At 53.8% G+C, this 23,709-nt stretch carries 28 protein-coding genes, 1 other RNA gene and 1 pseudogene; 13 read left to right on the forward strand and 17 right to left on the reverse strand.

The features are described from left to right. Positions 1 to 2: 2 nt before the first annotated feature. Positions 3 to 1,073 carry a 3-deoxy-7-phosphoheptulonate synthase AroF gene (aroF, locus tag PUP35_RS16745; protein ID WP_111964897.1) on the reverse strand — a complete coding sequence of 357 codons (1,071 nt, stop codon included), beginning with the start codon at positions 1,071 to 1,073 and terminating at the stop codon, positions 3 to 5. Positions 1,074 to 1,287: 214 nt separating this feature from the next. Here aroF and PUP35_RS16750 point away from each other — a divergent pair, with 214 nt between their 5' ends. The 4 genes from PUP35_RS16750 to PUP35_RS16765 all read left to right on the forward strand — a co-directional run bounded on the left by PUP35_RS16750 (position 1,288) and on the right by PUP35_RS16765 (position 4,063). Further along, complete coding sequence (locus PUP35_RS16750; RefSeq protein ID WP_115876094.1) at positions 1,288 to 1,662, forward strand: DUF2799 domain-containing protein; 375 nt, start codon at positions 1,288 to 1,290, stop codon at positions 1,660 to 1,662. A gap of 138 nt (positions 1,663 to 1,800) precedes the next feature. Then, the gene (locus PUP35_RS16755; RefSeq protein ID WP_223580273.1) at positions 1,801 to 2,352 is read left to right on the forward strand and encodes a YfiR family protein; all 552 of its coding nucleotides are present in this window, start codon (positions 1,801 to 1,803) and stop codon (positions 2,350 to 2,352) included. Next, a complete protein-coding gene (gene dgcN / locus PUP35_RS16760) occupies positions 2,345 to 3,565 on the forward strand; it encodes a diguanylate cyclase DgcN (RefSeq protein WP_115876095.1) in 1,221 nt (406 codons plus the stop codon). The genes PUP35_RS16755 and dgcN overlap by 8 nt, the downstream gene beginning before the upstream one ends. A gap of 12 nt (positions 3,566 to 3,577) precedes the next feature. Beyond that, positions 3,578 to 4,063: an OmpA family protein gene (locus PUP35_RS16765; protein WP_045909260.1), complete on the forward strand. Its 486-nt coding sequence runs from the start codon at positions 3,578 to 3,580 to the stop codon at positions 4,061 to 4,063. 2 nt (positions 4,064 to 4,065) lie between these two features. On the opposite strand, the gene PUP35_RS16770 is transcribed toward PUP35_RS16765, so the two are convergent. The 7 genes from PUP35_RS16770 to ffh form a co-directional block, all read right to left on the reverse strand. Then, positions 4,066 to 5,436, reverse strand: coding sequence for a PepSY-associated TM helix domain-containing protein (locus tag PUP35_RS16770; RefSeq protein ID WP_274240639.1), 1,371 nt, complete (start codon positions 5,434 to 5,436; stop codon positions 4,066 to 4,068). Positions 5,437 to 5,475: 39 nt separating this feature from the next. Next, the gene (locus PUP35_RS16775) at positions 5,476 to 5,880 is read right to left on the reverse strand and encodes a DUF2946 domain-containing protein (RefSeq protein ID WP_274240640.1); all 405 of its coding nucleotides are present in this window, start codon (positions 5,878 to 5,880) and stop codon (positions 5,476 to 5,478) included. A 132-nt stretch (positions 5,881 to 6,012) separates the two neighbouring features. Continuing rightward, a complete protein-coding gene (rplS, locus tag PUP35_RS16780; protein WP_002914145.1) occupies positions 6,013 to 6,360 on the reverse strand; it encodes a 50S ribosomal protein L19 in 348 nt (115 codons plus the stop codon). Positions 6,361 to 6,403: 43 nt separating this feature from the next. Further along, complete coding sequence (trmD, locus tag PUP35_RS16785) at positions 6,404 to 7,171, reverse strand: tRNA (guanosine(37)-N1)-methyltransferase TrmD (protein ID WP_014832949.1); 768 nt, start codon at positions 7,169 to 7,171, stop codon at positions 6,404 to 6,406. 31 nt (positions 7,172 to 7,202) lie between these two features. Beyond that, entirely contained in the window at positions 7,203 to 7,742 is a 540-nt protein-coding gene (gene rimM, locus PUP35_RS16790; RefSeq protein ID WP_252093567.1) for a ribosome maturation factor RimM, read from the reverse strand. Between the two features lie 15 nt (positions 7,743 to 7,757). Beyond that, on the reverse strand, positions 7,758 to 8,006 hold the full coding sequence (gene rpsP, locus PUP35_RS16795) for a 30S ribosomal protein S16 (protein ID WP_003863133.1): 249 nt from the start codon (positions 8,004 to 8,006) through the stop codon (positions 7,758 to 7,760). Positions 8,007 to 8,122: 116 nt separating this feature from the next. Further along, positions 8,123 to 9,484, reverse strand: a complete 1,362-nt coding sequence (gene ffh / locus PUP35_RS16800; protein ID WP_274240641.1) for a signal recognition particle protein — start codon at positions 9,482 to 9,484, stop codon at positions 8,123 to 8,125. Positions 9,485 to 9,650: 166 nt separating this feature from the next. On the opposite strand from ffh, the gene PUP35_RS16805 reads away from it, so the two are divergent. Together PUP35_RS16805 and PUP35_RS16810 are read left to right on the forward strand one after the other, a co-directional pair. Beyond that, complete coding sequence (locus tag PUP35_RS16805; protein WP_032623031.1) at positions 9,651 to 10,442, forward strand: cytochrome C assembly family protein; 792 nt, start codon at positions 9,651 to 9,653, stop codon at positions 10,440 to 10,442. An 18-nt stretch (positions 10,443 to 10,460) separates the two neighbouring features. Beyond that, the gene (locus tag PUP35_RS16810) at positions 10,461 to 11,747 is read left to right on the forward strand and encodes an HlyC/CorC family transporter (RefSeq protein WP_039263458.1); all 1,287 of its coding nucleotides are present in this window, start codon (positions 10,461 to 10,463) and stop codon (positions 11,745 to 11,747) included. A gap of 52 nt (positions 11,748 to 11,799) precedes the next feature. Here the strand turns inward: PUP35_RS16810 and grpE are convergent, their stop codons facing one another. Further along, positions 11,800 to 12,393 carry a nucleotide exchange factor GrpE gene (gene grpE / locus PUP35_RS16815; protein WP_136195203.1) on the reverse strand — a complete coding sequence of 198 codons (594 nt, stop codon included), beginning with the start codon at positions 12,391 to 12,393 and terminating at the stop codon, positions 11,800 to 11,802. A gap of 122 nt (positions 12,394 to 12,515) precedes the next feature. Here grpE and nadK point away from each other — a divergent pair, with 122 nt between their 5' ends. From nadK to bamE, 3 genes are all read left to right on the forward strand, one after another. After that, positions 12,516 to 13,394 (forward strand): NAD(+) kinase, encoded by an 879-nt coding sequence (nadK, locus tag PUP35_RS16820; protein ID WP_008502500.1) that lies wholly within the window; start codon positions 12,516 to 12,518, stop codon positions 13,392 to 13,394. A gap of 85 nt (positions 13,395 to 13,479) precedes the next feature. Continuing rightward, positions 13,480 to 15,141 carry a DNA repair protein RecN gene (gene recN, locus PUP35_RS16825; RefSeq protein WP_274240642.1) on the forward strand — a complete coding sequence of 554 codons (1,662 nt, stop codon included), beginning with the start codon at positions 13,480 to 13,482 and terminating at the stop codon, positions 15,139 to 15,141. A 138-nt stretch (positions 15,142 to 15,279) separates the two neighbouring features. Then, on the forward strand, positions 15,280 to 15,618 hold the full coding sequence (gene bamE / locus PUP35_RS16830; protein WP_008502502.1) for an outer membrane protein assembly factor BamE: 339 nt from the start codon (positions 15,280 to 15,282) through the stop codon (positions 15,616 to 15,618). Positions 15,619 to 15,716: 98 nt separating this feature from the next. On the opposite strand, the gene PUP35_RS16835 is transcribed toward bamE, so the two are convergent. Both PUP35_RS16835 and PUP35_RS16840 read right to left on the reverse strand, forming a co-directional pair. After that, positions 15,717 to 16,004: an RnfH family protein gene (locus tag PUP35_RS16835; RefSeq protein ID WP_274240643.1), complete on the reverse strand. Its 288-nt coding sequence runs from the start codon at positions 16,002 to 16,004 to the stop codon at positions 15,717 to 15,719. Then, positions 15,994 to 16,431 (reverse strand): type II toxin-antitoxin system RatA family toxin, encoded by a 438-nt coding sequence (locus PUP35_RS16840; protein WP_014832955.1) that lies wholly within the window; start codon positions 16,429 to 16,431, stop codon positions 15,994 to 15,996. The genes PUP35_RS16835 and PUP35_RS16840 overlap by 11 nt, the downstream gene beginning before the upstream one ends. A 156-nt stretch (positions 16,432 to 16,587) precedes the next feature. On the opposite strand from PUP35_RS16840, the gene smpB reads away from it, so the two are divergent. Both smpB and ssrA read left to right on the forward strand, forming a co-directional pair. Next, a complete protein-coding gene (smpB, locus tag PUP35_RS16845) occupies positions 16,588 to 17,070 on the forward strand; it encodes an SsrA-binding protein SmpB (RefSeq protein ID WP_008502505.1) in 483 nt (160 codons plus the stop codon). An 89-nt stretch (positions 17,071 to 17,159) separates the two neighbouring features. Beyond that, positions 17,160 to 17,523, forward strand: a transfer-messenger RNA (tmRNA) gene (ssrA, locus tag PUP35_RS16850). Positions 17,524 to 17,664: 141 nt separating this feature from the next. Here ssrA and PUP35_RS16855 read toward each other — a convergent pair. The 3 genes and pseudogenes from PUP35_RS16855 to PUP35_RS16865 all read right to left on the reverse strand — a co-directional run. Beyond that, positions 17,665 to 18,711 (reverse strand): bifunctional transcriptional activator/DNA repair enzyme AdaA, encoded by a 1,047-nt coding sequence (locus tag PUP35_RS16855; protein ID WP_274243290.1) that lies wholly within the window; start codon positions 18,709 to 18,711, stop codon positions 17,665 to 17,667. Then, positions 18,695 to 19,471 carry an isocitrate lyase/PEP mutase family protein gene (locus PUP35_RS16860; RefSeq protein WP_133294998.1) on the reverse strand — a complete coding sequence of 259 codons (777 nt, stop codon included), beginning with the start codon at positions 19,469 to 19,471 and terminating at the stop codon, positions 18,695 to 18,697. Before PUP35_RS16860 ends, PUP35_RS16855 begins: the two co-directional genes overlap by 17 nt. A 157-nt stretch (positions 19,472 to 19,628) precedes the next feature. After that, positions 19,629 to 19,826, reverse strand: a pseudogene (locus PUP35_RS16865) (nucleotidyltransferase domain-containing protein); the annotation flags it as partial. Between the two features lie 386 nt (positions 19,827 to 20,212). On the opposite strand from PUP35_RS16865, the gene PUP35_RS16870 reads away from it, so the two are divergent. Together PUP35_RS16870 and PUP35_RS16875 are read left to right on the forward strand one after the other, a co-directional pair. After that, positions 20,213 to 20,569, forward strand: coding sequence for a hypothetical protein (locus PUP35_RS16870; RefSeq protein ID WP_008502540.1), 357 nt, complete (start codon positions 20,213 to 20,215; stop codon positions 20,567 to 20,569). Positions 20,570 to 20,674: 105 nt separating this feature from the next. Further along, entirely contained in the window at positions 20,675 to 21,235 is a 561-nt protein-coding gene (locus PUP35_RS16875) for a YceI family protein (RefSeq protein WP_115876103.1), read from the forward strand. Here PUP35_RS16875 and PUP35_RS16880 read toward each other — a convergent pair. From PUP35_RS16880 to PUP35_RS16890, 3 genes are read right to left on the reverse strand one after another with little or no spacing between them, the layout of a single operon-like run. Beyond that, positions 21,227 to 22,018, reverse strand: coding sequence for an anti-sigma factor family protein (locus PUP35_RS16880; protein WP_274240644.1), 792 nt, complete (start codon positions 22,016 to 22,018; stop codon positions 21,227 to 21,229). The two genes, PUP35_RS16875 and PUP35_RS16880, sit on opposite strands and share 9 nt — an antisense overlap. Then, entirely contained in the window at positions 22,015 to 22,545 is a 531-nt protein-coding gene (locus PUP35_RS16885; protein ID WP_133295001.1) for a sigma-70 family RNA polymerase sigma factor, read from the reverse strand. Before PUP35_RS16885 ends, PUP35_RS16880 begins: the two co-directional genes overlap by 4 nt. A 7-nt stretch (positions 22,546 to 22,552) precedes the next feature. Next, on the reverse strand, positions 22,553 to 23,080 hold the full coding sequence (locus PUP35_RS16890; protein ID WP_274240645.1) for a tetratricopeptide repeat protein: 528 nt from the start codon (positions 23,078 to 23,080) through the stop codon (positions 22,553 to 22,555). Positions 23,081 to 23,709 lie beyond the last annotated feature (629 nt).

The raw sequence follows: 23,709 nt of genomic DNA on the forward strand, positions 1-23,709 counted from the left end.
TCTTAAGCCAGACGCGTCGCCAGCTGGCCGTTTAAATCTTTATGGATCTCACGCAGCAGTGCATCGGTAGTCTCCCAGCTGATGCAGGCATCCGTCACGGAGACGCCGTGCTTCATGGCACTGCGCGGTTGTTCAGATGACTGATTGCCTTCATGAATGTTGCTCTCAATCATCAGACCGATAATCGAACGATTGCCATCTTTGATCTGTGCGACCACGGATTCCGCAACCGCAGGCTGGCGACGGTAATCTTTATTCGAGTTACCATGACTGCAATCTACCATCAGTGCCGGGCGCAGTCCCGCCTGCTCCATCTCTTTTTCACACTGGGCCACGTCCGCCGGGCTGTAGTTAGGGGCTTTACCGCCGCGCAGGATCACGTGGCCGTCCGGGTTACCCTGCGTTTGCAGGAGGCATACCTGGCCTGCCTGGTTGATACCGACGAAACGGTGCGGCATGGCGGCAGCGCGCATGGCATTAATCGCCGTCGCCAGGCTGCCATCGGTACCGTTTTTAAAGCCAACCGGCATCGACAGGCCAGACGCCATCTCGCGGTGGGTTTGCGATTCCGTGGTACGCGCGCCAATCGCGGACCAGCTGAACAGATCGCCCAGGTACTGCGGGCTGTTCGGATCCAGCGCTTCGGTTGCCAGCGGCAGCCCCATGCTGACCAGCTCCACCAGCAGGCGACGCGCAATCTTCAGGCCTGCTTCCACATCAAACGAGCCATCCATGTGTGGATCGTTAATCAACCCTTTCCAGCCGACGGTAGTACGTGGCTTCTCAAAATAGACGCGCATCACCAGATAGAGGCTATCGCTGACCTCCTCCGCTAATGCTTTAAATCGACGAGCGTACTCAATGGCGGTTTCAGGATCGTGAATGGAGCAAGGACCACACACCACCAGCAGGCGCGGATCGCGGCCGGCGATGATATTTGAAATGGTCTGACGCGAGTGCTCAATCTGAGCCTCCTGCGCGACGCTCAGCGGAAATTCTGCTTTCAGTTGATCCGGGGTAATTAAAACCTGTTCGTCAGTGATATGTACGTTGTTCAGCGCGTCTTTTTGCATGATGGCGATCCTGTAAAGCTTGTTTGCGATAGTTGTTTTCCTCAATGAGGTGAAACCACGATACCATAAAAAGTAAACATTTCAATCCAAAATACGTACACATTACTTTACACGAGCCAATTTATTGCAAAAATCAGCCGTCAAAAACGTAAAGTTTAAATTACAGACATATATTCTTAAGCCAGGCTATGCTGAAGAAAAAAGGAGAATGGCTATGCGTTCAATTGCTCTCATGCTGTTGTCGCTGTTTTTAACGGGCTGCCAGATCAATCCTTATACCTTCCAGCCCGACTGGACCAGTCCCTCCTGGTTTGATGCAGGTAAAGAAGACGCCATGAATGGCCTGCCGGTTAAAGATAACCAGACCCTGGCCGATAGTTTTAACGACACCCACGTTGATCGTAGTGAATATCTTCGCGGCTACGCTGACGGCCAAAAGAAAGTCTGCGAAGAAGGGTTTATTCATGCCTGGGGATTAGCGGGCAAATCTTTCCCTGCCAGTTGCGATACTGCCGAAAACGCGACAAAACTGCGTGCGTCATGGCAGGAAGGGATGGATGAAAGTATGCGTTCCAGCAGACTTAATTAAGTCTATTTTTATCCACCGAAAAATAAACAACTGTAGGATTTAGCTTAGGTTGGCCTGATGCTATTTCTGACATAATGACGGCTCTGATAAACAATGGTATTCTGCCCGCAACTCTCAAGGACATCTATTTCCGGAGCGATGTGGCGGATTCTGGTGAGAAATTTATTCTTGATCTCTTTTTTCCGACTCACTCTGGTGTTAATGCTGTTCCTTATGGTGGGCCCTGCGGCGGCAGGCACGCTTACGGAAACGGATAAATCGGTACGCTCGATTGTCTCAGGCATTGTGAGCTATACGCGATGGCCGTCACTTTCCGGGCAGCCTAAACTTTGCGTCTATGCCACTTCTCACTATACGCACGCGCTCAGCGGCGACGAAGGGCACAACGAGTTACCCTATACTCCCGTTATTGTACGTAACGATCAGGAAGCCCTGGCCGCGACGTGTGATGCGATTTATTTCGGGTCTGAATCACCGGCAAAACAACTTGAATTAATAAGTCAATATCAGGGCAGAGCGTTGCTATTAATCTCAGAGCAAAATCCGGAATGTGTAATTGGCAGTGCCTTTTGCCTGATGATCGATCGCGGCCAGGTACGGTTTTCCGTCAACCTGGATGCGTTGACGCGCAGTGGCGTAAGAGTCAATCCGGATGTATTAATGCTGGCACGGAATAAGCAGCATGGATAAAGATTTCACTTCAACGCCACGTCCGACGTTTAAAAGAACGTTGAGGCGAAACAGCATGATAAGCGTCATTATCACAATGACGTTAATATGGCTGTTGCTCTGTTTTGCTTCCGTCGTGACGTTAAAACAATATGCGCAAAAGAACCTCGAATTAACCGGTGCCACAATGAGCCACAGCCTGGAAGCTTCGCTGGTTTTCAACGACTCGCTGGCGGCCAACGAAACGCTTGCAGCCCTGGGCAAACAGGGGCAGTTTGCCGCGGCGGAGGTGATTAACGCGCATAAAAAGCGGTTTGCCTACTGGTCATGGAACCCGGAAGATAACAACGACACGCTGGGCGCACTGGTCAGCCGCTGGCTTTTCCCCGTACCGGTTGCGCAGCCCATCATGCATAACGGCTTAAGGATCGGCGAAATCCGCCTTACCGCGCGTGACAGTTTGATCAGCCACTTCATCTGGACGTCGTTTGCCGTACTTACCGGCTGCATTCTCTTTGCCGCCGTCGTCGCGCTTATCATTACCCAGTCTTTGCATCGTGGGATGGTTATGGCCCTGCAGAACATTACCGACGTCGTGCATGACGTACGCACAAACCGCAACTTCTCCCGCCGGGTAAAAGACGGGCGTATCGAAGAGTTTCACCAGTTTGGCGAAGACTTCAACAGTCTTCTGGATGAAATGGAAGAGTGGCAGCTGAAGCTCCAGGCGAAAAACGCCCAGCTGTTGCGGACCGCCATGCACGACCCGCTCACCGGTCTTGCCAACCGCGCAGCGTTTCGTAACAGCATTGCGGCCTTAATGAACGACCCTTCAGCCAGAACAAACTCGGCCCTGCTCTTCCTCGACGGTGATAACTTTAAGTTTATTAACGACACCTGGGGCCACGCGGCAGGAGACTGCGTGCTGATCGAAGTCGCCAGCAGGATGATGGAGTTTGGCGACAAACGTCATCAGTCTTACCGTCTTGGCGGTGACGAATTTGCCATGGTGCTGTACGGCGTTCACTCTGAGCTTGAGGTTCAACACATTTGTGCTGCGCTTTCGCAGCAGTTTATTCGTCCGTTTGATCTTCATAACGGGCAAAAAGCATCGATGTCACTCAGCATTGGCTTTGCTCTGGCGTGGGAAAATGCTTCCGTGGAAGCATTACTGGAGAGGGCTGACCGCAATATGTACCAGGTTAAAAACCAGCGTACGAAAACAATAAGTTAGAAAGGATACACTATGTTAAAACGTTACTTCGCGCCGTTAGTACTGGCCTCACTGGTTCTGGCAGGCTGTCAGTCGCCGCCGGAAGGCAAATTCACTCCTGAGCAAATTGCGGCGATGAAGTCTTACGGTTTTAACGAACTGAACGGTGACTGGTCGCTTGGCATGTCGGACACCATCCTGTTTGATAAAAATGACGCCCGGCTGCGCCCGGAAAGTGAAACGCAGATCCAGTCCATGGCCTCTCGCCTGGCGGAAACCGGCCTGAACCACGCGCGAATGGACGGTCACACGGATAACTACGGGGAAGAAAGCTACAACGAAGCGCTGTCGTTAAAACGCGCCAACGCCGTGGCCGACGCCTGGGCGAAGGGGGCAAATATCCCGCGCAGCAATCTCACCACGCGGGGATTAGGTCAAAAATACCCGGTTGCGAGCAACAGTACTCCGCAAGGGCGCGCAGAAAACCGCCGCGTCGCAGTGGTGATCAGCACGCCATAGGGTTATTTAGCGGATGATTCGGCGAGCGTCACCCTGGTTGCCGCTCGCCAGCGCAGCCAGTCCACCAGAATAAACAGCGCCAGACTCACGCCCATGACCGGCAGGGCCAGCCCCAGCAGTACGCTGGTTATCAGCGTAACCCCTCTTCCCCATCCTGACAGCGCCAGCCAGCTCTGACAAAGCGTCTGTACCGGACTCACTGCCGATTGCGCAGGACGACGCATCCACCACATCCGGTATCCCCAGATAATGAGCACGCACAGGGCGAGGCCGAACGCCACCAGCAGCAGCTGATTTACGAGGCCGAATAAGATCCCCATATGGAAATCCACGCCCCAGCGGGTCAGTTTTGCCATTAACGGGAAATCCTCGAATCGGGTTCTGTCCAGGACCTGCATTGTATGGGGATCAACCGCAACGGCGTCCACCTGAGTCGGCCAGCTGCGATCGATTTCCGTTACGGTCCAGGCACGATCCATTGTTTTCGCCGGGCGGATCTCCAGCTTGCTGGCATTAATCCCCGCGTTACGCGCCGCGCTTAATACCCCGTCAAACTGCGTCAAATCCATCGCCATTTCCGGCATCATCATCCCACCGTGATGACCGCGATGTTCGGCATGTTCATCCATAACCTCATGTTGGCCGGATAGCGTCGTGTTCACCTGCGGGGTGAGCCAGTTCATCTCTGCACGCAGCTTATCCACGTTCCCGCCAGCCCACTGGGACCAGGTCAGGCCGGTTGCGGAGAACACCAGCATTCCACCCAGCAGAACCCAGCCCAGCGTCACGTGCACCCGACGCCGGTTCTGGAAGTGATTGTTGATCCGCCGTTTGGGTCGGGTATAAAACCACAGGGCAATACCGCCCAGCGCGGCAACCCACATCCACGAGGCCGCAAGCTCGCTGTAGAGGCGCCCAATGTCGCCCAGCATCAGGGACGTATGCAGGTAATCAATAGTCTGACGCAGCGGTAAAATCCCGCTGGTGCCGTATACCGTCATATCTCCCAGTACCGTCAGGCTTACCGGATCCACGAAGATAGCGCGGTTCTCCGATGACCCAAGTTTCGGGTCAGCGAACATCACGCGGGTGGTTTCGCCTTCAGCCAGCCCCGGACGAACGGCGTGCAAACGTAAATCTGATCCAACGGTTTTTTCCGCCACGGCGATTTGTTCGGCCAGAGGCTGCGGCTCGCCAACGGAATCCGCGTGGAGCGCGTGTCGGTAGAGCGCATTCTCCAGCTGCGGGGTCGCCACATACAGCGTCCCGGTCAGCGCGGCGAAGAAGATAAACGGGCCGACAAACAGCCCAACGTAGAAATGAAGGCGACGCAGCAGGTTTCCCCATGCCGCGCGCGAGGTGCAGGTAGTCATACTTTTCCTTTTTAAGGCAAAAAGTTATCGATTTTGTTTTTAAAGGGAAAAAGCAGACTGCCACGGCGGCGCGCGGGTATCAGGGTAAAGCCAGGGGAAGAAGTGCCAGTGGTTGACCGCCTGACGCGGCGGCTTAACGCGAAGCCTCTGCAGCACCACGCTGAGCAGGACGATGAGCGCCAGCATCACGCCAGGGACATGCGCTAACAGCACGCAGTAGCCGCACGCTTCCGCATGGTCGACAGGCATCGAGTGCGGCATATCGCCGTGATGCTCGTCCATCGACATCATGCTCATGTCATGATGCATGCCCGGCATGGCGCTCATGGGATCTTTCTGCAACGAGACGGAGATCAGCGGCGCCACCACGATCAGCAGGATCGCGAACAGCGCGGTCAAAGCCGCTGCGCGTTTCCGGTCAGGCTGATGCAGTACGTTATCCACTTCCCCTCCACTCAAGAGGCAAGCATTGTAAATGATTTATGACGAAAGGGTTAACTCGAGAGGTGCGATGGGATAAAAAAAGGGCCAGCCTTTCGGCCAGCCCTTTCTAACAGGATGTCGCTTAAGCGAATCTTAGTTCAGACGCTCTTTAATACGAGCAGACTTACCAGTACGCTCACGCAGGTAGTACAGTTTAGCTTTACGTACAGCACCACGACGTTTAACAGCAATGCTGTCAACTACCGGAGAGTGAGTCTGGAAGACACGCTCAACGCCTTCGCCGTTGGAAATTTTACGAACAGTGAATGCAGAGTGCAGACCGCGGTTACGAATAGCGATAACCACGCCCTCGAATGCCTGCAGACGTTTTTTGGAACCTTCAACAACCCATACTTTCACTTCCACGGTGTCACCTGGACGGAAGGAAGGTACGTCCTGCTTCATCTGCTCTTGTTCAAGTTGCTTAATAATGTTGCTCATAATTTAATCTCTTATCCTGGGTAAACTGATATTCGGGAGCGTATTACGCATTCCCATCATGTTCATGCTGCTGGTGCGCGTGTTCAGTTTTGAACTCGGCCAGCAACTTTGCTTGCTCTTCAGTCAGAGCCAGGTTTTCCAGAAGTTCAGGTCTTCTAAGCCAGGTTCGGCCCAGCGACTGTTTCAAACGCCAGCGACGTATCTCGGCATGGTTTCCAGACAGTAACACTGCCGGAACTTCCATCCCTTCTAACACTTCAGGACGAGTATAGTGTGGACAGTCCAGCAACCCGTCGGCAAAGGAATCTTCCGTTGCCGAAGCTTCATGGCCCAGAACACCCGGAATAAACCGGGCGACGGAGTCAATCAGCGTCATTGCCGGTAACTCACCACCGCTGAGAACGTAATCGCCGATAGACCATTCTTCGTCAATCTCGGTTTGAATTACGCGCTCATCTATCCCTTCGTAGCGCCCACAGACCAGAATCAGCTTTTGATTCGTCGCCAGTTCGCTCACGCCCGCTTGATCAAGCTTGCGTCCCTGAGGTGACAGATAAATCACCTTTGCGCCTTCACCTGCCGCGGCTTTTGCTGTGTGAATGGCGTCCCGTAAGGGTTGCACCATCATTAGCATCCCCGGTCCGCCGCCGTAAGGACGATCGTCCACGGTACGGTGCCGGTCATGAGTAAAGTCACGAGGACTCCAGCTCTGGATGCTCAGCAGGCCATTCTTTACTGCCCGGCCAGTTACCCCGTAATCGGTAATCGCGCGGAACATTTCAGGAAACAGGCTAATTATGCCAATCCACATAGCGCCGTCTTTTACCGTTTATCCGGAGAATTTAAAAACCAGGATCCCAATCTACTTCAATGATTTGAGTAGTGAGATCGACTTTCTTGATAACCTGTCCATCGAGGAACGGGACCAACCGCTCCTTGATGCCAAATGCATCTTTCAGGTTTGCCTTAATGACGAGAACGTCATTTGACCCGGTTTCCATCATATCGATGACTTTCCCCAGGCTGTAGCCTTCAGTAGTGACCACCTGGCAACCCATAAGGTCTTTCCAGTAGTAGTCGCCCTCTTCCAGCTTTGGCAACTGCGACGAATCCACGACAATTTCACAATTAGTCAGCGCATTCGCGGCATCACGATCGTCAACGCCTTTCAGCTTGATGATGATGTCCTGATTGTGGTGACGCCAGCTTTCCAGCTCGACCTCTTCCCACTTACCGCCTTTCTGGATGAACCAGGGCTGGTAATCAAAAATGCTATCAGCGTCTTCAGTGGAGGAAAACACTCTGAGCCAACCACGGATACCGTAGCAAGAACCCATTTTTCCCAATACGATCGGTTCAACAGGTGCTTTACTGCTCATCATGACCACCGTGACAGATTAAGCTGCTTTGTTTGCTGCTTTGATCAGCGTAGCAACGCGATCGGAAACAGTAGCGCCCTGGCCAACCCAGTGAGCGATACGATCCAGATCCAGACGAGTTTCTTCTTCTGCGCCAGCGGCCAGTGGGTTGAAGAAACCAACGCGCTCGATGAAGCGACCGTTGCGTGCATTACGGCTGTCAGTCACAACAACCTGGTAGAACGGACGCTTTTTAGCGCCGTGACGTGCTAAACGAATAGTTACCATAACATCCTCTTGTGTGAATAAAACAACCGGGCCCCATCGAGGAACGGAGCCCGGGTGTCATATTAAAAGCCCGAAAATTTTACTCATTTTCGGGCAAAAAGCAATCTCAAAAGCGATTAACGCCCTGGAAAACCGGGAGGCATCATCCCTTTCATCCCGCGCATCATCTTCGCCATGCCGCCTTTCTTCATTTTCTTCATCATGCGCCGCATGTCGTCGAACTGTTTCAGAAGGCGGTTAACGTCCTGCACCTGCATGCCGCAACCGGCTGCGATACGGCGTTTACGGGAACCTTTGATGATGTCCGGGTTAGCGCGCTCTTTCAGCGTCATCGAATTGATGATCGCCTCCATACGCACCAGCACCTTGTCATCCATCTGCGCTTTCACGTTGTCAGGGATCTGGCCCATGCCCGGCAGTTTGCCCATCAGGCTGGCCATGCCGCCCATGTTTTTCATCTGACGCAGCTGCTCAAGGAAGTCGGTGAGATCGAAACCGTCGCCTTTTTTCAGCTTGCTGGCGAGTTTCTCAGCCTGCGCGCGGTCAACCTTGCTCTCAATATCTTCGATCAGCGACAGCACGTCGCCCATGCCGAGGATACGGGAGGCAATACGGTCCGGGTGGAACGGCTCGAGCGCTTCAGTTTTCTCGCCCACGCCGAGGAATTTGATCGGCTTGCCGGTGATGTGGCGAATCGAGAGGGCCGCACCGCCGCGGGCGTCACCGTCCACTTTGGTCAGCACGACGCCGGTTAACGGCAGCGCTTCATTAAACGCTTTCGCGGTATTCGCCGCATCCTGACCGGTCATGGCGTCGACAACAAACAGGGTCTCTACCGGGTTGATAGAGGCGTGCACCTGCTTGATCTCGTCCATCATCGCTTCGTCAACGTGCAGACGACCGGCGGTATCCACCAGCAGCACGTCGTAGAATTTCAGCTTCGCCTCTTTCAGCGCGGCGTTAACGATGTCGACAGGCTTCTGCGCCACGTCGGACGGGAAGAAATCCACGCCAACCTGCTCGGCCAGAGTTTCCAGCTGCTTGATCGCCGCCGGGCGATAGACGTCCGCAGAGACCACCAGCACTTTCTTCTTGTGCTTTTCGCGCAGGAATTTACCCAGCTTACCGACGCTGGTGGTTTTACCCGCACCCTGCAGGCCCGCCATCAGCACCACGGCCGGAGGCTGAGCGGCCAGGTTAAGCACCTGGTTCTCTTCACCCATCGCCGAAACCAGTTCATTACGAACGATTTTGACGAACTCCTGACCCGGGGTCAGGCTCTTGTTAACTTCATGACCAACCGCCTTCTCTTTTACGCGGTTGATAAAATCACGAACAACCGGCAACGCGACGTCTGCTTCCAGCAGCGCCATGCGCACTTCGCGCAGCGTTTCCTTGATGTTCTCTTCAGTAAGGCGTCCGCGGCCGCTGATGTTGCGCAGCGTGCGCGACAAACGATCGGTTAAATTATCAAACATTGTCTCTCGCCTGAGTAGAAACGTTGGGTCGCATTGAGCGACACATACACAGAATTTTGCCGGAGTATAACATGAAGGCGCCTTTGTTGTTATGCAACGGTTGGAGCAGGCGTCACGTAACGTTATACTGCTTCTCTTTCTTATTAAGACAACTGTCGATGCCTATATGCCTGTTTTCGCACTGATCGCCCTTGTTGCCTACTCTGTCAGCCTCGCGCTGATTATTCCCGGACTGCTGCAAAAAAACAGCGGCTGGCGGCGCATGGCTATTCTTTCGGCGGTGATCGCACTGATTAGCCACGCCTTTGCGCTGGAATCACGCATCATCCCCGGTGACGGCAGCGTGCAAAACCTGAGCGTCCTCAACGTCGGCTCGCTGGTCAGCCTGATGATCTGTACGGTAATGACCATCGTCGCGTCTAAAAATCGCGGCTGGCTGCTGCTGCCAATTGTCTACACCTTCGCGCTGATCAATCTGGCCCTCGCCACCTTTATGCCTAATGAGTTCATTACGCATCTGGAGGCGACGCCGGGGATGCTGGTGCATATCGGCCTGTCGCTCTTTGCCTACGCGACGCTGATTATCGCCGCGCTTTACGCCATGCAGCTCGCCTGGATTGACTACCAGCTGAAAAACAAAAAGCTGGCCTTTAACCATGAAATGCCGCCGCTGATGGTCATTGAGCGTAAGATGTTCCACATCACCCAGGTGGGGGTGGTGCTGCTGACGCTCACGCTCTGCACGGGGCTGTTTTACATGAAGAACCTGTTCAGCGTGGAGAATATCGATAAAGCGGTGCTCTCCATCATCGCGTGGTTTGTCTATATTGTCCTGTTATGGGGCCATTATCATGAAGGCTGGCGCGGTCGTCGCGTGGTCTGGTTCAACGTCGCGGGTGCGGGCATTCTCACCCTTGCCTATTTTGGCAGCCGCTTCATACAGCAATTTGCTGGCTAAGATACAAAGGAGTTCCCCCTGGAACACATCTCTACCACCACGCTGATCGTTATCCTGATCGTCATGGTGGTCATCTCCGCCTATTTCTCCGGCTCGGAAACCGGCATGATGACCTTAAACCGCTACCGGTTACGTCATCGTGCTAAACAGGGTAACCGTGCCGCACGTCGCGTTGAAAAGCTGCTCCGCAAGCCGGATCGCCTGATAAGCCTGGTGCTCATCGGCAACAACCTCGTCAACATTCTGGCCTCTGCCCTCGGCACCATCGTCGGGATGCGCCTCTACGGCAACGCCGGGGTAGCGATTGCCACCGGCGTGCTGACGTTCGTGGTGCTGGTGTTTGCCGAAGTGCTGCCGAAAACCATCGCCGCGCTTTATCCTGAGAAAGTTGCCTACCCGAGCAGCTTCCTGCTGGCGCCGCTGCTGATCCTGATGATGCCGCTGGTCTGGCTGCTGAACATGGTGACGCGCGTCCTGATGCGGATGGTGGGAATCAAAGCCGACGTCACCATCAGCAGCGCACTCAGCAAAGAGGAGCTGCGCACCATTGTGAATGAATCCCGCTCGCAGATCTCCCGGCGCAATCAGGACATGCTCCTGTCGGTGCTGGATCTGGAAAAGGTGAGCGTGAACGACATCATGGTGCCGCGTAACGAAATCGTCGGTATCGACATCAATGACGACTGGAAAGCCATCGTTCGCCAGCTGACGCACTCCCCGCACGGGCGCATTGTGCTCTATCGTGATTCACTGGATGACGCTATCAGCATGCTCCGCGTGCGCGAAGCGTACCGTCTGATGACCGAGAAAAAAGAGTTCACCAAAGAGGTGATGCTGCGCGCCGCCGACGAAATTTACTACGTGCCGGAAGGAACGCCGCTCAGCACGCAGCTGGTAAAATTCCAGCGAAACAAGAAGAAGGTCGGCCTGGTGGTCAACGAGTACGGCGATATCCAGGGGCTGGTGACGGTCGAAGATATTCTGGAAGAGATTGTCGGGGACTTTACTACCTCAATGTCGCCCTCCCTCGCGGAAGAGGTCACCCCGCAAAACGATGGCTCGGTGCTGATTGACGGCAGCGCAAACATTCGTGAACTCAACAAAGCCTTTAACTGGCATTTACCGGAAGATGAGGCTCGCACCATTAACGGGATGATTCTGGAAGCGCTGGAAGAGATACCGGCAGCGGGCACGCGGGTGCGCATTGAACAGTACGATATTGATATCCTGGACGTGCAGGACAATATGATTAAGCAGGTGAAAGTCCTGCCCGTAAAACCCCTGCGCGAAAGTATCGCGGAGTAAGGTTGTAGGCCGGGTAAGGCGAACGCCGCTACCCGGCACTACGGATTGCGAATTACGCTTTCGCTTTCGCCACGGTCACCATCGCCGCGCGAATGGTACGGCCGTTCAGGGTGTAACCTTTCTGCATTACGCCCAGTACCTTACCGGCTTCAATCTCTTCAGATTCAACCATCGCAATCGCCTGGTGAACGTTTGGATCCAGCGGAACGTCGGTATCGGCAATCACTTCCACGCCAAACTTACGCACCACGTCGAGCATGGATTTCAGCGTCAGTTCGATGCCTTCGATCATTGCCGCGTTGTCCGGATTCGCTTTGTCAGCCACTTCCAGCGCGCGATCGAGGCTATCGATCACCGGCAGCAGTTCGTTGACGAATTTCTCCAGCGCGAACTTGTGCGCCTTCTCAACGTCCTGCTCGGTACGACGACGCAGGTTTTCCATTTCCGCCTTGATGCGCAGAACACTCTCGCGTTCGCGATTCTGTGCTTCTACCAGTTGGGCTTCCAGATTCGCAATTTTTTCATCGCGCGGGTCCACCTGCTCAGCAGATGCGTCTGGCTCTACAGCCTCAACTTCATCGTGCTGTTCCGTGATAATTTCTTCAGGGGCTTGCCCCTCAGGCGTTTTCTGTTCTTTACTACTCATGAATTTCTCCGCGTTTTTCTGCATTCATCTCGCTAACTTCGCTTATTATGGGGATCAGTTTCCTGGATTCAAGGGAACAAGACAGATTGTCATCATTCATCAGGCACAAGGACCTCCAGAAAATGAATAATCATTTCAGGTGTATTGGGATCGTCGGGCATCCGCGTCACCCTACCGCACTAACGACACATGAAATGTTGTATCGCTGGTTGTGTAGCAAAGGCTATGAAGTGATGGTCGAGCAGCAGATTGCCCAGGAGCTGCAGCTGAAGAGCGTCAAAACCGGCACGCTGGCGGAAATTGGCCAACAGGCCGATCTCGCCGTGGTGGTGGGCGGCGACGGCAACATGCTAGGCGCGGCGCGCACGCTGGCGCGTTATGACATCAAGGTCATCGGCATCAACCGTGGCAATCTCGGTTTTTTAACCGATCTCGACCCGGACAATGCCCAGCAGCAGCTGGCCGACGTGCTGGAAGGTCACTATATCAGTGAAAAACGCTTTTTACTGGAGGCACAGGTGTGCCAGCAGGACTGTCAGAAGCGCATCAGCACCGCGATTAACGAGGTGGTTCTTCACCCCGGAAAAGTGGCGCACATGATCGAGTTTGAAGTCTATATCGACGAAATCTTTGCCTTCTCCCAGCGTTCCGACGGGCTGATTATCTCGACACCGACCGGCTCAACCGCCTACTCGCTGTCTGCCGGCGGCCCGATTCTGACCCCCTCTCTGGACGCCATTACCCTGGTGCCGATGTTCCCGCACACGCTCTCCGCCCGCCCGCTGGTCATCAACGGCGACAGCACGATTCGTCTGCGCTTCTCGCACCGCCGTAACGACCTGGAGATCAGCTGCGACAGCCAGATAGCGCTGCCAATTCAGGAAGGTGAAGATGTGCTTATTCGCAGGTGTGATTACCACCTGAACTTGATTCATCCGAAAGATTACAGCTATTTCAACACATTAAGCTCAAAGCTAGGCTGGTCAAAAAAATTGTTCTGATTTTGCATCCAGGACTTTACTGTATATAAAACCAGTTTATACTGTATGAAAACACAGTTATGGTTTTTCATACAGGAAAACAATTATGCTGGCACAACTGACCATCAGCAACTTTGCCATTGTTCGTGAGCTTGAGATCGATTTCCACAGCGGCATGACGGCGATCACCGGGGAAACCGGTGCAGGTAAATCCATTGCCATTGATGCCCTCGGCTTGTGCCTTGGCGGCCGCGCCGAGGGGGACATGGTGCGCATGGGCGCAAACCGTGCCGACCTGTGCGCCCGCTTCTCCCTGAAAGACACCCCTGCCGCCCAGCGCTGGCTGGAACAGAACCAGCTTGAAGATGGACGTGAGTGTTTACTTCGCCGCGTGTTCAGCAGCGACGGTCGCTCCCGCGGCTTTATCAACGGCACGGCGGTCCCGCTCTCCCAGCTTCGTGAACTCGGCCAGCTGCTTATTCAGATCCACGGTCAGCACGCGCATCAGCAACTCGTCAAACCCGAACAGCAGAAAGCGCTGCTGGATGGCTATGCGGGTGAGTACGCGCTTACTCAGCTTATGGCCGAGCACTATCGCCAGTGGCATCAGAGCTGCCGCGAGCTCGCTCAGCACCAGCAGCAAAGCCAGGAGCGTGCCGCCCGCGCGGAGCTGCTGGAATACCAGCTCAAAGAGCTGAATGAATTTAACCCGCAGGCGGGTGAGTTTGAGCAAATCGACGAAGAGTACAAACGCCTGGCGAACAGCGGGCATCTGCTCTCAACCAGTCAGAATGCGCTCAACCTTCTGGCCGATGGCGAAGACGTGAACCTGCAGAGCCAGCTGTATAACGTCCGCCAGCTGCTTACCGAACTGGTCGGCATGGACAGCAAACTTTCTGGCGTCCTGGATATGCTGGAAGAGGCAGCCATTCAGATCTCTGAAGCCGGTGATGAACTGCGCCACTACTGTGAGCGTCTGGATCTCGACCCGAACCGTCTGTTTGAGCTGGAACAGCGTATCTCCCGTCAGATCTCGCTGGCGCGCAAGCACCACGTTACGCCGGAAGAACTCCCGGGTTACTATCAGTCTCTGCTGGAAGAACAGCAGCAGCTTGACGATCAGGCTGACTCGCTGGAAACCCTCTCCCTGGCGGTGAGCCTGCACCATGAACAGGCGCTGGCCACAGCGCAAAAGCTGCATGAAATCCGTCAGCACTATGCTCAGGAGTTAAGCCAGCACATTACCGACAGCATGCACACGCTGGCGATGCCGCACGGCGTCTTCACCATTGACGTTCGCTTTGAAGAGAATCACCTGACGGCGGAAGGTGCGGATCGCATCGAATTCCGCGTCACCACCAACCCGGGGCAGCCGTTGCAGGCGATTTCCAAAGTGGCCTCCGGCGGTGAACTGTCGCGTATTGCGCTGGCGATTCAGGTGATCACCGCGCGTAAAATGGACACCCCGGCGCTGATTTTCGATGAAGTGGATGTCGGCATCAGCGGCCCGACGGCGGCAGTGGTGGGTAAACTGCTGCGCCAGCTCGGCGAATCAACGCAGGTGATGTGTGTCACCCACCTGCCGCAGGTTGCGGGCTGCGGTCATCATCACTTTATCGTCAGCAAAGAAACCGACGGTGAAATGACCGAAACGCACATGAAGCCGCTGGATAAACGTGCTCGCCTGCAGGAGCTGGCACGCCTGCTCGGCGGCAGCGAAGTCACGCGCAATACGCTTGCGAACGCGAAAGAACTGCTGGCGGCATAAACTTTTTCGGGATCTCAGGGTCATACAGAACAACAAAAACGCCGCCAGACCGGTTTCAAAGTGGGGCAAGGTCTATTATCATCGGCATATTACATATGAGCCGCGTTCTGCTCGGGCCCGAAAAGGAATCAAATCACTATGCGTTGTAAAATGCTGACCGCTGCCGCAGCGGTTCTTCTGATGTTGACCGCAGGCTGTTCCACTCTGGAGAAAGTGGTTTACCGTCCTGACATCAACCAGGGGAACTACCTTACCCCTAACGATGTGTCCAAAATCCGCGTGGGGATGACACAACAGCAGGTCGCTTATGCACTGGGAACCCCGATGATGTCCGATCCGTTTGGCACTAACACCTGGTTCTATGTATTCCGCCAGAAGCCGGGCCATGAAGATGCGACCCAGCAGACCCTGACGCTGACCTTCAGCAGCGCCGGTGTGTTGACCAACATCGACAACAAGCCTGCCCTGACCAAATAATCCGGTGTCAGAAATGCAAAAAGGTGCTCATTGAGCACCTTTTTTGTTTTGTGTTGATCCCCTCGCCGCTTTGGGGAGAGGGTAAGGGTAAGAAAGCGCTACTTGCTGGCCTTCTCCGCACGCTGACGACGCAACTCTTTCGGGTCGGCAATCAGCGGACGATAAATCTCCACCCGGTCGCCCTCTTTCAGCACATCGCCCAGCTTCACCGGACGGCTGTAAATCCCGACCTTATTCTTCGCCAGGTCGATATCGCTGCGAAGCTCTAGGATGCCGGAAGCACGGATGGCCGCCTCAACGGTCGCCCCCTCTTCCAGCGTCACGAGCTGCAGATACTGCTTCTCCGGCAGCGCGTAAACCACTTCCACAGCAATCTTATGCGACACTGTAAACCTCTTTGGCGCGGGTGGTGAACGCCTGAACCATATTCGATGCCAGCTCTTTAAAGATGCGGCCAAACGCCAGCTCAATCAGCTTATTGGTGAACTCGAAGTCCAGATGGAACTCAATGCGGCAGGCGTCAGCGCTCAGCGGCGTAAACTTCCAGCCCCCCATCAGGGTCTTAAACGGACCATCCACCAGATGCATCAAAATACTCTGATTGCTCGTCAGCGTATTACGGGTGGTGAACGTCTTGCTGATCCCCGCTTTGGAGACATCCACCGCCGCGGTCATCTGCGTCGGGCCAGACTCCAGAACGCGGCTCCCGGTGCATCCCGGAATAAACTCTGGATAAGACTGAACGTCGTTCACTAACTGATACATTTGTTCCGCGCTGTAAGGCACAAGCGCAGTACGGCTAATCTGAGGCATAGCATTTCCCATGGTCACACAACGGACAAATAATAACATTTATCACCTGTTAAAAAAACGCTAAGCCTCATCTCGTGCTAAGATAGCGCGTTAGACCTCACAGGACGCAATGAGGTGACTTTTTGAAATCAGATTACCGACGGCTTTACGACACTTATGACGAAGAAAAAAGCACATAAACCAGGCTCGGCGACCATTGCGCTCAACAAGCGTGCTCGCCACGAGTATTTCATTGAAGAAGAATTCGAAGCTGGCCTTGCGTTGCAGGGCTGGGAAGTAAAATCGCTGCGCGCTGGGAAAGCCAACATCGGCGATAGCTACGTGATCCTGAAAGATGGCGAAGCCTTCCTGTTCGGCGCAAACTTTACGCCGCTGACCGTCGCCTCTTCACACTACGTGTGTGACCCAACGCGCACGCGTAAACTGCTGCTAAACAAGCGTGAACTGGAATCCCTCTACGGACGCATCAACCGTGAAGGTTTCACCGTGGTCGCCCTGTCGCTGTACTGGAAAAACGCCTGGTGCAAAGTGAAAGTTGGCGTCGCGAAGGGTAAAAAACAGCACGACAAACGCACTGACCTGAAAGAGCGCGAATGGCAGTTGGACAAAGCGCGCATTATGAAAAACGCAGGACGTTGATTCTGCACACTTATTGTACTATTCAATAAGTTAGCGTTCCGGGCTGGTATCCAGGAAGTGAAATCTGGTATACTCAGTTCAACACTATTGGGGCTGATTCTGGATTCGACGGGATTTGCGAAACCCAAGGTGCATGCCGAGGGGCGGTTTGCCTCGTTAAAAGCCGCAAAAAAATAGTCGCAAACGACGAAAACTACGCTTTAGCAGCTTAATAACCTGCTCTGAGCCCTCTCTCCCTAGCTTCCGCTCTTAAGACGGGGATCAAAGAGAGGTCAAACCCAAAAGAGATCGCGTGGAAGCCCTGCCTGGGGTTGAAGCGTTAAAACTAATCAGGCTAGTTCGTTAGTGGCGTGTCTGTCCGCAGCTGGCGTGCGAATGTAAAGACAAACTAAGCATGTAGTACCGAGGATGTAGAAATTTCGGACGCGGGTTCAACTCCCGCCAGCTCCACCAAAATTCTCCATCGGTGATTACCAGAGTCATCCGATGAAGTCCTAAGAGCCCGCACGGCGCAAGCCCTGCGGGCTTTTTTGTACCCTCAACATGTCCCGCGAAGTCCGTAAAATTTCCCGGCGACACAGAAACATCACGCCATTAAACATTCTTCCTCTCATGCTCAATGAGCCATTCTTTGCGTGAAATCCCCCCTCCGTAACCTGTCATCGCGCCATCTTTTCCAATTATCCTGTGACAGGGAATCACAATCGCAATCCGGTTGGCACCGTTAGCTGCAGCGACGGCGCGCACAGCATTGGGCTTATTAAGCCTTAGTGAAATGGCCTGATAGTGTGAGGTGTGTCCATAGGGAACAGCACGCAACGCATGCCAGACGGATTGTTGAAAATCACTGCCCGGAGCATCTAAAGCCAGATCAAACTGTCGGCGCGTTCCGGCAAAATACTCGCCGATCTCTTTTACTGTCTGCCGGGTATGGCTGTTTTCGCCGGTGACGATTCTGGCGTTAAATAAACGCTGAATATCGCGGAATTCTGTTTCCAACATCCGGCGATCGGTAAACTCCAGCAGACAGACTCCCCGCTCTGTCGCGCAGACAAACATCGGTCCAAGCGTCGTGGTAAACCGGTGAATGACTATCACCTGGGTTGCCTGAGTCGGCGCTGCGCCAGTCAGCCGCTTGTAGGTATAACCAAAGCCGCTAAGCGATTCATAGCCATTGTCCAGCGCAACATCAGTCGCCGCTCGTCCACTTTTTAGCTCCTGCAGGGCAACGTTCACCCGCTGCATTCGCTGGAAAGCCTGAAAAGTGATGCCGTGATGTTGCAGGAACCAGCGCCTTACCCGCTCCGGGCTGATGCCATGCTGACGAAGCTCCGCGTCTGCTACACGGGATTTGATATCGCGCCTGACAAGCGCAAGCGCCTGCTCAACGAATAATGGCGCGCTGTGCGCATTTTCCGCAGGTCTGCAGACCTTACAGGGACGAAAGCCGTCCGCCAGGGCAGATTTGGCATCTTTATAAAATTCGACATTTTCGCGCTTGGGCTTTCGCGCCCGGCATACCGAAATGCAGAATACGCCAGTGGTTTTGACGCCAACAAAAAACACGCCAGTGTAGTCTGAAGCACGTTCAAGTAATGCCTGATACCAGATATCACACAGATTTTTATCGGTTATTTTCATCACCAAAAAGTCCTTCAAACGTCTGACGAGATCGGATCGCATGCATGACATCAATCAGCGTTGACTGCATCGCTGAATGAACAAAATTGCCCATTGAAATGCGGCTTACCCCTGCCCGTTTCAGCCTGTCGAATGACGGAAGATCGGGCATACACATGACATTCAAAGGCAATCCCGTTGCCTCTGCAATGAGGCTGATGTCTTTCTCTGAAGTCAGGCAGGGAACAAAAAGGCCGTCAGCACCTGCAGCTTTGTAGCGTTGACCCCGTAATATCGTCTCCTGCAACGCGTCTTCATGCCCGAGCAGGTAAGTGTCAGTCCGGATGTTCAGAAACAGGCTGTAATTTTCGCTTCTCAGCGTATCGCATACTGTTCTCAGGTTACGGGAAAAATCAGAGGCATCGTCAAGCTGACGAACCCCGTTTATGACTCGGCTGTCTTCGAGGTTAACGCCTGAGACGCCTGTCTGAGCAAGGCGCCGCAGATTGTCTGCTATCTCTTCGGCTGAATCACCATACCCTGCTTCCATGTCAACGCTCAATGGCAGGCTGCTGGCAGCCCGGATCCGGGTGACCATATAAAATAACTCATCAAACGGCACTCGCTGCCCGTCGTCATATCCCAGTGTGGACGCTATAGCTGCACTGGACGTTCCCAGAACCTGGTAGCCTGCTTTTTGCGCAGCGACAGCACTGGCGGCATCCCAGACGTTGGCGATAAGAAGAGGCTCATGCTGATAGTGGCGTTCTGCAAAGTTCATATTCATATCCTCTCGATAGATTGAAAATGAATCTAAGCACTCAGGAAGAACCTCACAACCGAAATTCAGACGACCATTTTTTAGCAAACGTCGTCTGAACATGAGGGCGGAACAGACCAAAACCTTTCAGGCCCGGGCTCCGGCTTTCAGCATGGCTAAGCAGACGAGGCTCTCCCACATGTTCCCCGGTGAAAGCATGGAGCAGGTGACCCAGTGTTCCGTCGAACACAATACGCTGAGCCATAATTTCGTCATAGTAGAGAGGGTCTACCACAACGACAAAATCAAGATCGGAGTATTGATCGAACCCGCCATGAACAAGCGAGCCGCCAGCGAGAAGGGAGTGAATCTGCGATCATTCCACCACAATCACTACGTCCAGCCCTGAAAGAGCTCATTCATGTTCTCGCTTGAGAAGCTACCCTCTCCCTTTGACCAACATCAACGACACCGCCCCTCCCCCTATGGAGAATAAAAAAACACCCCCACCCAGCGCTACGGAATAGCCGCTCACCCCGGAAGGAGCCCCACCATGTACAGACCCATAACCGTCATAATATTCATTCTCCTGACCCTCGCCGCCCTCGCGGAAATAGGCGTTTTATCCTTTGGATAATCCTCAGGCGAAATACCCCTCATCGGGGCATGTTGATCTCATTACAGTTTTTTCCTAAAGCCATCCCGTTTCGCCTGTGCCATGCTGAATCACGCTCATAACCGATAACGTTAAATGAGGATATTATGAAAAAAACAATTATCGCATTATCTGCCGTTCTGCTGGCTTCCCCAGTATTTGCTGCGACCACACATGCAACTGACGATACCGTCGCGGCGGCGAACGCAAACGCCAACGAGGCGAAGCAAAAACTGCACGAAGAGCAGAACAAAGGTGAAGAGCTGAAGCTGAAACAGAAGCATGCTGCGGAAGGTAAAAGCGAAAGCTTTGGCAGCAAGGTCAGCGAAGATTCCCAGAAAGCCTGGCATAAAACCAAAGAAGGCACCGAGAAAGGGTGGGATGCCACCAAAGAAGGCGCTGAGAAAGGCTGGAACAAAACCAAAGAAGGTGCCAGCGAGCTGGAAAAGAAAGTCACTGAGTAAATATTTATGCTCGCAAAAAGGTCGCGCTTGCGGCCTTTTTTATTTCTTCGAATATAATTAGCACCTCGGGCGTTTACGCAGTGCGCATTTATCGGAGAAACCACTATGTATCGCCTTTTGGCCTTTCTGGCCGTTCTGCTTTTATGCCCTTCTCTGCACGCCGCCCCGAAAAGCTACATTATCGACACCGATAACACCGCCATTCGGCTGTCGTGGCATGCCTTCGGCGGCATCCTCTCCTGGGCGACATTCAGCGGCGTGACGGGAGCCGTAACGCTCAACCCGGAAAACGACGTCGACGATCATATTCACGTCACCATTCCCGTAGCGACTCTCGTAGCCTCAAACAAGCTGCTCACCTGGCAGCTCAAAAGCGACATGTTTTTTGAATCCGAGCGTTACCCGACTATCGAGTTCATCAGCTCTCGCGTGGTCGCCCAGGGCGACGGTCGGTTCAGGGTGTTCGGCACGCTGACCGTGCGAAACATTGCCCGTCCGGTGATCCTGGAGGCCATCGTGAAAAACCCGCATGCGCAAGCCCTCACGCTGGATGCCACCACGGCGATCTCGCGCGCGTCCTACGGAATGGATAAGTTTGCCCTGGTCGTGGACGATCGAATTGCCATTGCCATTGCGATTCAGACGAATAAAGTGCCGTCATCCTGAGATCAGGCGCTGTAGCTGCTCCGCGTTTCCCCGCAGATGTGACGGCGGGTTGCGGCCAATCAGGACAAACTGGTAGCCCGCATCCTGCCACCACGCCAGGTTCATGCTGTGCCGCTTCTCCTGGCGGAGCGAGGCCGTCGCCTTTTCATCAACAGGAGAGATACAAAGCGCCATCGGGCCGTAGTCGGCGTTGATCCAGGCAATCTGCGCGATCGAGGTGGTTTCATAGCGCAGCATTCGCACCATTTTCAGCTCTGCCCCCTGAAGGACAAGCTGCGACAGGTTTAGCATCATGCCGATGTCCTGCGCGGCCCGTTTCAGCCCGCGCTGCAGAACCGGCGTTGCGCTGTCCATATCCAGCAGCGTCTCGACGCTGTACAGGGACATATATTGCGCTTCAAGGTCGCGGATATGGGCATTCTCATCCGCAGGCGCAGCTGCGGGACGCAGCAGGTAGCCCAGACCGGAGCCAACCATCAAAAAGCTGACCGATGCGGCAATCAGCGCCCGCCTGCTGACGCCGACCGGCGAAGAGGATTGTGGATCGGGAAGAGCTGCCAGACGCGCCTGCATTGTCTCAAGAGGCGCGTCATCCAGCAGGGAGGCAAACGCCCCGGCGTAATCCTGGCTGCTTTTCATCAGTTCGTCGGTTCGCCCGGCGAGGCGTTCGTCATTTTTCAGTTGTTCTTCAAACTGCTGCGCGTCGGCGCGGCACATCTCGCCATCTATCCAGGCCACGATAGCGTCGTCGTTATAGGGCGGTACAAAACGGTGCGCGTTCAAGAGCGTTTCTCCTTTACCGGAGGCAGTGCGTCAGCGGATCTGGCAAGCCGAGCCCGTGCCGTCGCCAGCCGGCTCATCACGGTTCCGATCGGCACCGCCAGAGTGTCTGCCGCCTCCTGGTAGGTAAAGCCTTCGACATAAACCAAAAATACCGCGTTGCGCTGGGCTTCAGGCAGCGCGTTGACGCGCTGCATCACCTTAAGGTAATGCAGGCGTGTCTCATCCTGTTCACGGGTGTCCGGTGCCATAAGCTCGTCGCTGGCCACAAATCCCTGCCCCTGACGCACGTGTCGTGCCCGAAGTTCAGAGATCCAGATGGAGTGAAGGATCGCGAACAGCCACCTGTCTATGCGTGTGCCCGGCGTATACTGGCTGCTTCTTTCAAGCGCACGCACGCAGGTGGACTGAACCAGCTCTTCGGCGATATCCCTGTTTCGCGACAGCACCAGCCCATACCGCCAGAGACGCGGCAGGTGTGCGGCTAACTGTTGACGAACCTCACGGGTAGCGATGTGTTTTCCCTCCACGAGAAAATCAGGATTCCGGATGTCCGTTGATAGCGGCCTGCAGGTCGCGATACTCCTCACAGGACTGGCCACAAATACCGGCAATCACCTTCAGCTGTTCTTTCGCGAGGTCCGGGCGTCCTTTTACCATCCACGCTTCACCGAGATATTCCCGGGCTTTGGCATAATCCGGGGCGATAGCCAGCGCGCGCTGGTAGTAACCAATCCCTTCGTCCGTGCGGCCCAGTTTGCGCGTGGCGAACCCGCGGTAGTTCCACGCTTCAGCCGTATTGCCATTTTTCAGCGAATCAAGCAGGTTCAGCGCCACCTGGTATTCTCCTTTCTTCGCAAGATGGTACGCATAGTTGGTTTTGTCCTGATCGCTGAGGCTGCTGCTCTTGTCCGGCACGCATTTCTGTGTGGCGCTGTCATATGCCTGTCCGGAAGGACAATCGGGCGTTTTGCTCTCGGTACTATTATTGCCCATGGCCAGCGCCAGTGGGGACAGCAGGGAAAAAATCAGCACCGGGATCAAACGAAACGAGGTCGTGTTCATACAAAGCTCCAGGGTAAGAAGGAAGTGACGTCAGTTAACGCCCGACTGACGATTTTTATTCATTCTCCCCGTATTTTTTTGTTGTCGCAAAATCATGCCGACATCGTAGCCGCAATGGAAATAAATCAGGTTATTTTACCCTTTCCTTAACGCTATTCATTTCGCGTGATAGCAGAACTTTAACCCCTCACAAGAATATATTTCATTGTACTAGTGATATAATATATTTTATATCAAAAATGTTATCCTAACTTAAATGCATATTAAGCACGCTTAAAAAACAACGTTGATCATTATATTGAAATTGTCCCCTACCAATTATCATACTGCGTTAATGATATTTATAATCAGCATCAAAAGGAAAAAACAAAATCATATAAAACAATATGTTATGCAATTTAAATTATTAACGCCCCCCATGTATTAATGCCCTCTTCATTGTTTTGGCACTTATTTAAGAAAGCTTAAGTTGCACAACTATCGTTTTCTGTCTATATCATTTTTATATTCCGAAAAATAATTCCTCTATTAAATACAGGGTTTTATAAGACGCAAAACACCCATAAAAACTGTTCTCTTTTATAAGTCATTAGATTCGCTCTGATGTTGCCACTCTGAATTCTGGCGGG

It is taken from the genome of Enterobacter sp. S-33, assembly GCF_028735835.1.
GTDB classification, from domain to species: domain Bacteria; phylum Pseudomonadota; class Gammaproteobacteria; order Enterobacterales; family Enterobacteriaceae; genus Enterobacter; species Enterobacter vonholyi.